The sequence below is a fragment of the Providencia sp. PROV141 genome (genome assembly GCF_028481645.1).
GTDB lineage: Bacteria > Pseudomonadota > Gammaproteobacteria > Enterobacterales > Enterobacteriaceae > Providencia > Providencia rettgeri.
This window is the reverse complement of the sequence record NZ_JAMPPR010000039.1, coordinates 1-12,173: the sequence shown is the minus strand read 5'-3', so window position 1 is coordinate 12,173 and position 12,173 is coordinate 1. Positions and strand designations below refer to the sequence as shown.

Below are 12,173 nucleotides of genomic sequence, written 5' to 3'. Positions count from 1 at the left end.
GTGTTTTTTTGAAAATAATTTTCAAGTGGTGATATTTTATACTTTACGCCCGATTCTCAAACAAAAAAAGTGGTTTTATACGTAATTTGATATAAAAAAGGTGGCTATTATTAGCCACCTTTTGATTTCACAATAACATCAATTACTGTTTAGCAACGATTTCGTCATTTTCTACATCTAAAATGACAGGTTTACCTGGCAATAACTTACCTGACAAGATTTCTTGTGCCAGAGGGTTTTCAATTTCCTGCTGAATTGCACGTTTCAACGGCCTTGCTCCGAAGATTGGGTCAAAACCAGCCTCCCCAATTTTCTCAAGTGCCGCTGGTGTTGCACTGACTTCATAACCGTGCTCTTCAAGGCGTTTATATAAACGAGCCAATTGAATATTGGCAATATTCGTAATTTGCTCTTTACCTAATGGATGGAATACAACGACTTCATCTATACGGTTAATAAATTCAGGCCTGAAACTATGGGACACCACTTCCATTACCATATCTTTCATTTCTGAGTAACCAATCATGCCAAACCTTTCTTGGATTAAGTCAGAACCCAAGTTGGATGTCATGATGATTACTGTATTACGGAAGTCTACCGTTCTACCTTGCCCATCCGTTAAACGTCCATCATCAAGCACTTGTAATAAAATGTTGAAAACATCAGGGTGTGCTTTCTCAACTTCATCCAATAAAATGACTGAATAAGGACGACGTCGAACTGCTTCAGTTAAATACCCACCTTCTTCATAACCGACATATCCTGGAGGTGCCCCCACTAAACGTGATACCGCATGTTTTTCCATAAATTCAGACATATCGATACGAACCATTGCATCATCGCTATCAAACATAAAGTTTGCTAACGCTTTACATAACTCAGTTTTACCTACCCCTGTTGGCCCTAAGAACATAAATGAGCCAATTGGTCGGTTCGGGTCTGATAACCCTGCACGACTACGACGAATTGCATTCGATACTGCAACTACAGCTTCATCTTGTCCAATAACACGCTGATGGAGTTGCTGTTCCATACGTAACAGTTTCTCTCTTTCGCTTTCTAGCATTCGAGACACAGGAATGCCAGTCCAACGCGCTAAGATTTCAGCAATTTCAACATCTGTTACCTTGTTACGTAACAGTTTCATGCTTTTACCTTCAGCTTTCGTTGCCGCTTCAAGCTGCTTTTCCAATTCAGGAATTTTACCGTATTGCAATTCAGACATTTTTGCCAAATCACCCATACGGCGTGCTTTTTCCATCTCGATACGTGTGTTTTCAAGTTCAGCTTTAATATGCTGAGTACCCGTTAATGATGCTTTTTCAGCTTTCCATTCTTCTTCTAACGCAGAATATTCACGCTCTTTCTCTGCTAGCTCTTCTTCTAACATCTCAAGACGTTTTTTACTTGCGTCATCCGATTCTTTTTTCAGCGCTTGCTGTTCAAGTTTGAGCTGAATAATACGGCGTTCCAGCCTATCTAAGGATTCAGGTTTCGAATCCATTTGCATACGTAAACTAGCACCCGCTTCATCAATTAAATCAATCGCTTTATCGGGTAACATACGGTCAGTAATATACCGATGTGATAACGTTGCCGCCGCCACAATCGCCGGGTCAGTTATTTGCACATGGTGATGCAATTCATAACGTTCTTTTAAGCCACGTAAAATAGCAATTGTGTCTTCAACGGATGGCTCTGCGACATACACTTTTTGGAAACGACGTTCTAAAGCTGGGTCTTTCTCAATGTATTGTCGATACTCATCCAATGTGGTTGCACCAACACAGTGTAATTCACCACGAGCCAACGCAGGTTTTAACATGTTACCCGCATCCATCGCGCCATCGGCTTTACCTGCACCAACCATAGTATGTAGCTCGTCAATAAATAGAATGACGTTACCTTCCTGTTTGGCGAGGTCATTTAGAACGGCTTTCAGACGCTCCTCAAACTCACCACGATATTTCGCACCTGCAATCAGTGCCCCCATATCTAGGGATAATACACGTTTGTTTTTTAACCCTTCTGGAATTTCACCATTTACAATACGTTGTGCTAACCCTTCAACAATTGCTGTTTTACCAACACCTGGCTCACCAATCAGCACTGGGTTATTTTTAGTACGGCGTTGCAATACTTGAATGGTCCGGCGAATTTCTTCATCTCGACCAATCACCGGGTCTAATTTTCCTTGCTCTGCACGCTCGGTTAAATCAACCGTATATTTTTTCAAAGCTTGGCGCTGATCTTCAGCGCTTTGGTCATTCACTTTTTCTCCACCACGCATCTGTTCTATTGCCTTTTTTAAATTATCTTTATTAACACCTGCTGCTTTGAGCATGTCTGCTAATGTTGTATTGGCTTCTAAAGCGGCGACAAGAAATAATTCAGAGGAGATAAATTCATCTCCGTGCTTTTGTGCCAACTGATCACATAAATTCAAATGACGCATTAAGTCACTTGATGGTTGAACATCTCCCGCAACACCCTGCACTTGAGGTAAACGACCTAATGCATCTTCGACTTTTTGCTGAAATTGTACGGCATTCACGCCTAACGTCGTCAGCAATGGACGAACGGTGCCCCCTTCTTGATTAAACAAGGCACTTAATAGATGTATAGGTTCTATAAACTGGTTTTCGCGCCCAAGGGCTAGTGATTGGGCGTCAGCGAGAGCTTGCTGGAATTTATTAGTTAAACGGTCCAGACGCATAACACCTCCAATAAATGAGATTAAATTTGCTACTGGATACTAGATGAGGTCAGTTTTTAAATATTCAAGTTTTGCAAGGAATTATTTTCATAATATCCGTTAATTTAGAGCAAAACACCAAAACTAGGTGTTTATCCATATCAATGAAGCCATCCTGCCAGTCTTTCCTTCCCTTCGATAGGAAAAAAATCTGTTTTCATCTGTTACGGTACAAAAATCACCGCCATAAACTTTCGTTACACCAGCAGCTTGTAGTTTTTTGCGTGCTAATAAATAAATATCAGCTAGATATTTATCATTATAAGGAATAAAAGCAGAGGCTAAATCAGACGATTGATTAACAAAAGCCTCTTTGACTTCCTTGCCGACTTCAAATTTCTTAGCACCAATAGCTGGGCCAAGCCAAGCGATAATTTCATTTGCAGGACTAATAAATTGAGCAACTGTATTTTCAAGGACTCCATGACATAACCCACGCCACCCTGCATGGGCTGCGGCAACTTCCGTTCCGGCCTGATTAGTAAATAACACAGGCAAGCAATCCGCCGTCATAATGGCGCAAACTTGGCCAACCTGGTTGCTATACACCGCATCCGCTTGCCTATTGTGAATTTTATTCCCGACAAGATGCAGCACATCAGTACCATGCACTTGCTCAAGCCATACAGGCTGTTGTGGTAGCTGAGCAAGTTTCTCAAGGCGTTGACGATTTTCACTGACAGCGTTGGGAACATCCCCAACATGATCACCTAAATTCAAGCTATCAAAAGGTGGTTGGCTCACACCACCTGTACGAGTTGTACTACAGCTAGCTATATTTTTAGGTTGTGGCCAATCAGGGAAAATCAATGTATTCATTACCAGTCCATATCATCTTTGTGCAGTTCAGTATCTGCTTTTAGAGCTTCAATAAGCTTAACCATATCATCAGGTAACGGTGCATGCCACTCCATTTGAATACCTGAGATTGGGTGATATAAACGCAACATGGTGGCGTGCAGTGCTTGCCTATCAAAATTACGCATGACCTCTAAAAATTCCTCTGTCGCCCCTTTTAATGGACGTGGCCGCCCGCCGTATAAAGGGTCACCAATTAATGGATGATTGATATGGGCCATATGAACTCGAATTTGGTGTGTTCTACCCGTTTCCAGACGTAAACGTAAACGAGTATGAGCTCTAAAGTGTTCCATCACACGATAATGCGTTATGGCTGGTTTGCCCATTGGGTGTACAGCCATATGAGTTCGTTTAGTTGGATGGCGAGAGATAGGTTCTTCTACCATGCCACCCGCAGTCATACGACCGACCGCAACTGCTTCATATTCACGTGTAATTTCTCTACGCTGCAATGCTTCGACAAGGTGTGTTTGAGCTGGAACGGTTTTTGCGACAACCATTAAGCCTGTTGTGTCTTTATCTAAACGATGAACAATACCCGCCCTTGGCACATCGGCAATTTCAGGATAACGATATAATAACGCATTCAGAATTGTGCCATCTGGGTTTCCTGCCCCGGGGTGGACAACTAAATCACGCGGTTTATTAATAATTAGGATATCTTCATCTTCATAAATCACATTAAGTGGGATATCTTGTGGTTCCCAGCGATTATCTTCTTCAATGAGGGCATCGATTAAAATTTGTTCACTGCCGAAAACTTTTTCTTTTGGCTTATTGATAACTTTGCCATTAACCTGCACTCTATCAGCTAAAATCCATTCTTTTATGCGAGAACGTGAATAATCAGGGAACAATTCGGCCAAAGCCTGATCTAAACGTTGACCAAGCTGTGATTCAGCGATAGTTGCACTAAGTTGTACTTGTTGAGCCATAAATTAATCTACTTTTTGGTGTTTGTGTTTTGACGGCAGTGCCGTTTCATTTAAAATATATGCTATTGTAACTCGAATTTTGCCGGGAGCCTTATGGATAGACTCCCTCGAAACACTCAGAGGATAACCTACACGTGATGATACGTATGAAAAATCTGGTGGCTGCAGCCACGTTGAGCCTGATTTTAGTCGGCTGTTCCAGCACTCCTGAAGTCAGCCCTGATAGCTCCCCTGCTGAAATATATGCAACAGGTCAGCAAAAACTACAGGACGGCAATTTTAAAGCAGCGATTAAACAATTTGAAGCTCTTGATAACCGTTATCCATTTGGTCCATATGCTCAGCAGGTTCAATTAGACCTGATTTATGCATATTATAAATCAGCAGAGCTGCCAATGGCGATAGCCGCGATTGACCGTTTCATGCGTTTGAACCCAACTCATCCAAATATTGATTATGTCCTCTATATGCGAGGCTTAACCGCGATGGCCCTGGATGATAGCTTATTGCAAGGCCTCTTTGGTATTGACCGCTCAGACAGAGATCCACAGCATGCACGAGTTGCATTCAAAGATTTCAGTCAGCTAGTTCGCTACTATCCTAACAGCTTATATTCCAATGATGCGAGTAAGCGATTAGTTTACTTAAAAGACCGTTTAGCAAAATTCGACCTTTCTGTTGTTGAATACTACAACAAACGCGGTGCTTATGTCGCGGTTGTTAATCGTGTTCAACAAATGCTAAAAGACTACCCAGACACAGAAGCAACACGTAATGCCTTAGCATACATGGAAATTGCTTATAATGAGATGGGGCTAAACCAAGAAGCGAATAAAGTTGCGAGTATTATTGCTGCAAACCCACAATAATATCATCGTGAGATCTAAAACAGCAGCCTTGGCTGCTGTGAGGCTGTTGACAAAGCGGGATAAAAGCATGGTTTTTCCCGCTTTGTGTTATCAGCCGAAAATCAATAAATTGATTTTCCTAATTTATTTTCAAAACTTATTAGGCTTGCCACCAAACATAATATGTTTGCAGCAGCCTGATACTAACGGCGATTTAGTTGCTTGCCCATTTAGTGTGCTAATTTTAACCCAAAAAAAACTCCGGCTAATTACCGTTCCGTTAGCCAACTCAGCCAGTTTCCCTTAATCAATTCATTTTGGCAATGCTTTTTCGCCCCTTTTTTACGTGAAATCACACTTCGGATGAGTGCAACTCTTCCTCTGAATGAGATGTGATCTACATCAATTTTTTCTTAGCAAGAACGGGTATTCTGAACTCAACAAAGACGGAAACAATGAGAGGTAACTATATGATAGTGAACATTACTAGCAAACAAATGGACATTACCCCAGCGATTCGTGAGCACATTGAAAGCCGTCTAACAAAACTCGATAAGTGGCAAGCATCCTTGATAAATACGCATGTTGTTTTATCAAAAGAGCCACAAGGTTTTATGGTTGATGCCAACATAAAAACAGCGACAGGAAAATTGGTCGCAAGTGCCAAGCATGAAGATATGTACGTTGCAATTAATGAACTAATTAACAAACTCGAAAGACAACTTAATAAAGTGCAACATAAAGGAGAATCAAGAAGAGCATATAATAGTGTAAAAGAAGCGAATAATACTGTTACGTTATAATTTTATATTATCTATCAACTAATCTTGAACCTTGTAAACGCGCTCACTATGGGCGCGTTTTTTTATGTTTCTGATCCTTAGCTATTGACTTCTTAGTGAGTATCGGGTTTATTTAAATTGAATCTACTAAAGGTATTCATATGAATCTTAATTTTGTTTTCTTTTTCTTCTTTTTTAGCAACTCCTAATTAGGGGCTTTTGTCGTTCGAGAAAGAAAAGAAGACAAAATTAGAAAGCCCCCTCTAGGGGGCTTTTTTTATATCATAATATTAACAGGGTGGGCAGCATGGAAAACAGCACTAATTTATTGAAAGTAAGAGAAAAAATAAGTCAACTGGATAGTGAATTACTAAATCTTTTAGCAAAGCGCCGTGGTTATGCTGTTGAAGTCGCTGAAACAAAAATTGATGATAGCCGCCCTATTCGTGATAAAGACCGTGAGCGTCAGCTTCTTGATGTTTTAATCAACAAAGGTAAACCGCTAGGGCTTGATGGTTTTTATATCACCCGACTATTCCAAATGATTATTGAGGACTCCGTTCTTACACAACAGGCGATTTTACAAAAGCATTTAAATTTAACCCCGAGTGATACTGCCCGTTTCGCATTCTTAGGGCCGAAAGGTTCTTACTCACACATTGCTGCACGCCAATATTCTGCTCGCCATTTTGACCAACTGGTTGAATGCAGTTGCCATAAATTCCAAGATATTTTTTCATTAGTTGAAAGTGGGCAAGCGGAGTATGGCATTTTGCCAATAGAAAACACCAGTTCGGGTGCAATTAATGATGTTTACGATTTACTGCAAAATACATCATTATCAATCGTTGGAGAGATTCGACTCCCAATTAACCATTGTCTCTTAACAACTGGGAATACCGATCTCAGCCAGATCAAAACCGTGTATAGCCACCCTCAGCCTTTCCAGCAATGTAGCCAATACTTAGCGCAATTTCCTCACTGGGAAATAAAATATTGTGATAGTACATCAACTGCAATGCAAATGGTCGCAGACCAAAACTCACCAAGTGTCGCGGCGCTTGGAAGTGAAGCCGGTGGTGCATTATACAATTTAAGCGTAATAGAACATAATCTCGCTAATCAGCAAATTAATATGACACGTTTTATTGTTGTTGCACCGCAACCAATTGAAGTCACTGAACAAGTCCCTGCGAAAACAACACTGCTTCTTACCACTGGCCAACAAGCTGGTGCCTTAGTTGATGCATTAGTTATTTTGAAAAATAATAAGATAATTATGAGCAAATTAGAATCGAGGCCAATTAATGGTAAGCCTTGGGAAGAGATGTTTTATGTAGATGTTCATGCAAACTTACGTTCAGATAATATGCAGCAAGCTTTGAGAGAACTTTCAACAATTACTAGGTCAATTAAAATATTAGGCTGCTACCCATCCGAAAATGTGGTTCCTGTTGAACCTGAAAAAATCACACCTTAATAAAATATAATCAGGCTGCACTTTTATCAGTGCAGCCTATTTAACGGAAACTATATTGCAGCCTTAGGATGATGACTCGACGATTTAACGCTGAAATAATTCACTAACTCCTTCAAATGATATGCTTGTTCATTTAAGGAGTCCGCAGCAACAACAGATTCTTCAACTAAACTCGCATTTTGTTGTGTAGTTAAATCAAGTTGCCCCACTGCACTATTGATTTGAGAGATTCCATCGCTTTGCTCGCGGCTAGCTTGCCCAATTTCACGTAGTAACGCATTCATCTCTTTGACACTATCCACCATGCCATGTATTTGCTGAGTTGCCTTTTCAACAAGTTCCATGCCTTCTTGCGTTTGTGACGATGAATTTTCAATCAATCCGCGAATATCACTCGCTGAAGCTGCACTTTTCTGTGCTAATAATCTCACTTCTCCAGCAACAACAGCAAATCCTCGCCCATGCTCACCGGCTCTTGCAGCTTCAACGGATGCATTCAATGCTAAGATATTGGTTTGGAATGCAATTGAATCTATTAGGTTAATAATTTCTGTCATCTGAGATGACGAACCATTGATAGCTCGCATTTTGTTCGTAACTTGGCTCATCATATCGCCATTATTTTGCACAATAATCGCTGCTTGGTCTGCAAGCATGCTGGCTTCATGAGTGTGCTCAGTCGTGTTTTGAACAGTTGAAGTTATTTGCTCCATTGAACTAGCCGTTTCTTCAACTGACGCGGCCTGTTCTTCGGTACGTGCGGCAAGGTTTTGGTTCCCTGCAACAATTTGCCCTGCTGCTGCCGAAATACTTTCAGAACCTTGCTGAACCTCTTGGACGATTTCCAGCAAGTGTTCTTTCATATCATTAAGTGCATTTAGCAACACACCTGTTTCATCTTTTGAGGTGACCTGAATATCTTTAGTCAAATCCCCATTTGCAATTGACTGAGCGAAATTAACCGCATTTTCCAATGGTCTAGTAATAATAGTCGTAATATACCACCCCATTATGCAGCCCGCAGCGATACTCAAGATTGAGAGTACAGCCAGTAATAACTTATTACTTTCATAGTCTGCATTGACTTTCCGACCGATCTCTTGCATCTGCAAGTCTTGGATTGCCATCAATGTTTGAATATGATCTCGATAATCCCGCTGAATACTCGAAGTTTTCGTCATCATCTCATCTATAGCGGCTTGGCGATTATTTTGTTGTAAGAATGCATTCATACGTGCCAGCGATGCATGGAATTGTTGGCGGATCACACCTAAATCCGCTAAAATTTCTTTAGAGCGATCATCAGTGACACTGCTTTCTAGTTTTTCTAACAATTCTGTTATTTTCAGTGTAATTTTATCAAGCTCTTCACGGCGCTTATCACTACCTCTGTCATCAAGTAAAATCAGCTCTTGGATCCCAATAAAAGAATAAAAGTTATCCATCATCTGCCCTGCAGTCGAAGCAATAGGATAGCTTTCATAAAGTACTTCCTTCATTCCTTCATTAGCTCGATTCATATTCGCTAAAGAAAATATTGAACTTAAGATAATAAGCGCAACAAAACCACCGAATGCTATCGTTAACTTCATACTGATTTTGAGATTTTTAAAAAACATATATTTACCACGCTAGCCATCATTTAATGAGTAGTGTTATCGGTAAAATAGATAAGATCTTTATCATATAAATCGATCGATTTATAAATATTAATTTTAAAAATTGATTAATTTGAAATTAAATAGTGAATAAATTTAATTTTAGGCTAATTAGCATATTATTTGATAGAAATTATACATATAAGTACAATTACTTATTTTAAATAAAGATTTCAAGTGAAATTAACTAAAATGGAATAATATGGAAGACAGTGATAAATTAACGCCCCAAATAAAGCCCCCTACCGCTATAAAACACGATAGAGGGCGGGGATGATTATTTTCGATTATCGTTTGCTCGTTGCAGTAATGATTGGCTTTCTTTCATAAAATGATGGGCATCTTCGCCGAACCACTGGCTAACTTGATTAAATTGGCGAACAAATTCCGCTTTATCTTGTTTCTCCAATAACGCTATTGAATCGCCTAACAATTGGTGATACCTACGTATTAGTTCAACATTTTCATTTGAAGACATAATAATATCTGCATACAGTTGAGGGTCTTGAGCAAACAGCCGCCCAACCATCGCGAGCTCTAAACGATAAATAGGCGATGATAAATCAAGCAGTTGCTGTAAATCGATATTTTCCTCAGCAAGATTTCGTCCATAGGTAAATGTTGTAAAGTGCCGTAATGCCTGAATAAAGCTCATATTTTTATCATGCTCTTCAGCTGATATTTCTTTCAAGCGAGCTCCCCAAACTAATAGCTGTTCAAGGAACCACTGATAAGACTCCGAGCTACGGCCATGACAATAAGCAAATACTTGCTTTGCAACGCTACCAACATCAGGGCCAAACATCGGGTGAAGTCCAAGTACGGGCCCATCATGCGCCGCTAACATCGCTTCTAATGGCTGTTGCTTAATTGACGCGATATCCATCAAGATCGTGCTTTTATCCAACTTAGGCAGTTGGTTGATCACTTGTACCGTTGAATGAATAGGCACACTGATGATCACCACACTTGCTCCAGCAATAATAGATTCTGCTTGCGACCAATCACCTTCATTCAATGTTTTGACTTGGTAACCTGATAAGCTAAGGAGACGATGAAATAACCGCCCCATTTTCCCATCACCGCCTACAATCACAATTGGGCCAGCTGATGGGTTCAATGTTTTGAACCCTTTATCATTTTCACGAGCATAAGATTCACGCATAATCCGCCTTAGAATATCCTCGATCAGATCAGGTGGGATGCCCATACGCTCAGCTTCGGCGCGACGTGCTGCCAACATACTGGTTTCACGCTCAGGCACATAAATCGGTAAGCCATGTAAGCTTTTCACTTCACCAACTTCAGCAACCAGTTGCAGCCTTTTTGCTAATAAATCGAGTAACGATTTATCAACTTCATCAATTTGTTCCCGTAAATGGGATAACTCAACAGACATACCAATACCTTGATCAGCTCACTTTACTCAATTTTTGCGCACGTTGTTCAAGCATAGGTAATAATGCCTGATGCAATTTACGCAATACCGTTTCCGTCGTTTGCCAGTTAATGCAGGCATCAGTTACTGAAACACCGTATTTCATTAAGTCACGGGCTTGTTCAGACGTTTGATTCCCTTCATTAATATGGCTTTCTAGCATAATACCTGTAATTGATTCATTACCATTAATAATTTGTTCAATAATAGAATCAACAACTAATGGCTGACGGCGGTAATCTTTATTTGAGTTTCCATGGCTACAATCCACCATAAGTGATGGCTCTAAACCTGCTTTTTTCATTTCAGATTCACAAGCCGCTATGTCTTCAGCGTTGTAGTTAGGTGTTTTTCCACCACGTAAAATGACATGGCCGTTACTATTACCTTTAGTATGTAATAAACAAACTTGGCCAGATTGATTAATCCCCATAAAACGGTGTGGCATCGCAGCAGCTTTTAATGCATTAATTGCTGTAGATAAACTTCCGTCCGTTCCATTTTTAAAACCAACAGGCATAGATAAACCAGAAGCCATTTCGCGGTGTGTTTGTGACTCAGTAGTTCTTGCACCAATGGCAGACCAACTAAATAGATCCCCTAAGTATTGAGGATTGTTAGGGTCCAGTGCTTCTGTCGCTAATGGTAGCCCCATATTCACTAAATTAGTCAGCAAGTCACGAGCGATATGCAGACCTTTTTCCATTTCAAAAGAGCCATCCATAAATGGATCACTAATCAAACCTTTCCAACCCACGGTTGTACGAGGTTTTTCAAAATACACACGCATCACAATATATAAGCTATCACTTAATTCTTCGGCTAATACTTTCAGACGCTCACCATATTCAATAGCAGCATCCACATCATGGATTGAGCAAGGACCACATACCACGAGTAAGCGAGGGTCGCGTTGATGAATAATGTCAGCAATCACTTGGCGCGATGTCGCAATGGCATGCAGGTTGCTGCGACTCAGCGGATATTTCTCTTTCAGACTCTCAGGAGTGATTAATACCTGCTCGTCTTGAATATTCACATTGTTGAGTACATCTTTTTGCATGATCATTTTTTACCTACTTATTAGCTTATATTTGCTTAGTTTATTATTTACGTATTGTGTTTGAGTGTATGGGTAATAACATACCATGCATCGTAAACAATTCAATCCATTTGTGTAAATTATTTCCATATGCGTAAAGTAAAATTTACATTGTGATAATAAATTGATAAATATGCGATTTCACATAAAGTTAACATTTCCAATATTTAAATTAGAGTTCAATACCAATTTTTAGTAAATATTTATTTACAGATTAAGAGATTAATCTCTCAGCTATATTCTAAATAGTTCGAGTTGTAGCAAGGCGGCAAAGGAATGAGACGCTAGGAGCATACACAAGTATGTGACTAGTG

Annotated in this window: 9 protein-coding genes and 1 other annotated feature; of the genes, 3 read left to right on the top strand and 6 right to left on the bottom strand. The window is 40.0% G+C overall.

Going from position 1 to position 12,173, the window contains the following annotated elements; genetic code table 11:
- Positions 1-142 precede the first annotated feature (142 nt).
- The 3 genes from clpB to rluD form a co-directional block, all read right to left on the bottom strand.
- Positions 143-2,716 carry an ATP-dependent chaperone ClpB gene (clpB, locus tag PSF09_RS20265; RefSeq protein WP_004913979.1) on the bottom strand — a complete coding sequence of 858 codons (2,574 nt, stop codon included), beginning with the start codon at positions 2,714-2,716 and terminating at the stop codon, positions 143-145.
- Positions 2,717-2,839: 123 nt separating this feature from the next.
- A complete protein-coding gene (yfiH, locus tag PSF09_RS20260; protein WP_272666586.1) occupies positions 2,840-3,574 on the bottom strand; it encodes a purine nucleoside phosphorylase YfiH in 735 nt (244 codons plus the stop codon).
- A complete protein-coding gene (gene rluD / locus PSF09_RS20255) occupies positions 3,574-4,551 on the bottom strand; it encodes a 23S rRNA pseudouridine(1911/1915/1917) synthase RluD (RefSeq protein WP_004913983.1) in 978 nt (325 codons plus the stop codon). Before rluD ends, yfiH begins: the two co-directional genes overlap by 1 nt.
- Positions 4,552-4,688: 137 nt before the next feature.
- Here rluD and bamD point away from each other — a divergent pair, with 137 nt between their 5' ends.
- The 3 genes from bamD (at position 4,689) to pheA (ending at position 7,661) form a co-directional block, all read left to right on the top strand.
- Positions 4,689-5,420 carry an outer membrane protein assembly factor BamD gene (gene bamD / locus PSF09_RS20250; RefSeq protein ID WP_004913985.1) on the top strand — a complete coding sequence of 244 codons (732 nt, stop codon included), beginning with the start codon at positions 4,689-4,691 and terminating at the stop codon, positions 5,418-5,420.
- 449 nt (positions 5,421-5,869) lie between these two features.
- The gene (raiA, locus tag PSF09_RS20245) at positions 5,870-6,202 is read left to right on the top strand and encodes a ribosome-associated translation inhibitor RaiA (RefSeq protein ID WP_004913987.1); all 333 of its coding nucleotides are present in this window, start codon (positions 5,870-5,872) and stop codon (positions 6,200-6,202) included.
- Between the two features lie 139 nt (positions 6,203-6,341).
- Positions 6,342-6,462 (top strand) — a sequence feature (Phe leader region).
- 26 nt (positions 6,463-6,488) lie between these two features.
- Complete coding sequence (gene pheA / locus PSF09_RS20240) at positions 6,489-7,661, top strand: bifunctional chorismate mutase/prephenate dehydratase (RefSeq protein WP_198641897.1); 1,173 nt, start codon at positions 6,489-6,491, stop codon at positions 7,659-7,661.
- Positions 7,662-7,711: 50 nt separating this feature from the next.
- Here pheA and PSF09_RS20235 read toward each other — a convergent pair whose 3' ends face one another.
- The 3 genes from PSF09_RS20235 to PSF09_RS20225 form a co-directional block, all read right to left on the bottom strand.
- On the bottom strand, positions 7,712-9,280 hold the full coding sequence (locus tag PSF09_RS20235; protein ID WP_272684410.1) for a methyl-accepting chemotaxis protein: 1,569 nt from the start codon (positions 9,278-9,280) through the stop codon (positions 7,712-7,714).
- Between the two features lie 316 nt (positions 9,281-9,596).
- A complete protein-coding gene (gene tyrA, locus PSF09_RS20230; RefSeq protein ID WP_272684409.1) occupies positions 9,597-10,718 on the bottom strand; it encodes a bifunctional chorismate mutase/prephenate dehydrogenase in 1,122 nt (373 codons plus the stop codon).
- A 13-nt stretch (positions 10,719-10,731) separates the two neighbouring features.
- Positions 10,732-11,826 carry a 3-deoxy-7-phosphoheptulonate synthase gene (locus tag PSF09_RS20225; protein ID WP_272684408.1) on the bottom strand — a complete coding sequence of 365 codons (1,095 nt, stop codon included), beginning with the start codon at positions 11,824-11,826 and terminating at the stop codon, positions 10,732-10,734.
- Positions 11,827-12,173 lie beyond the last annotated feature (347 nt).

Excerpts from the sequence above, each read along its gene's own strand:
- clpB (WP_004913979.1), bottom strand. The coding sequence starts at position 2,716 with ATGCGTCTGGACCGTTTAACTAATAAATTCCAGCAAGCTCTCGCTGAC.
- yfiH (WP_272666586.1), bottom strand. The coding sequence starts at position 3,574 with ATGAATACATTGATTTTCCCTGATTGGCCACAACCTAAAAATATAGCT.
- rluD (WP_004913983.1), bottom strand. The coding sequence starts at position 4,551 with ATGGCTCAACAAGTACAACTTAGTGCAACTATCGCTGAATCACAGCTT.
- bamD (WP_004913985.1), top strand. The coding sequence starts at position 4,689 with ATGATACGTATGAAAAATCTGGTGGCTGCAGCCACGTTGAGCCTGATT.
- raiA (WP_004913987.1), top strand. The coding sequence starts at position 5,870 with ATGATAGTGAACATTACTAGCAAACAAATGGACATTACCCCAGCGATT.
- pheA (WP_198641897.1), top strand. The coding sequence starts at position 6,489 with ATGGAAAACAGCACTAATTTATTGAAAGTAAGAGAAAAAATAAGTCAA.
- PSF09_RS20235 (WP_272684410.1), bottom strand. The coding sequence starts at position 9,280 with ATGTTTTTTAAAAATCTCAAAATCAGTATGAAGTTAACGATAGCATTC.
- tyrA (WP_272684409.1), bottom strand. The coding sequence starts at position 10,718 with ATGTCTGTTGAGTTATCCCATTTACGGGAACAAATTGATGAAGTTGAT.
- PSF09_RS20225 (WP_272684408.1), bottom strand. The coding sequence starts at position 11,826 with ATGATCATGCAAAAAGATGTACTCAACAATGTGAATATTCAAGACGAG.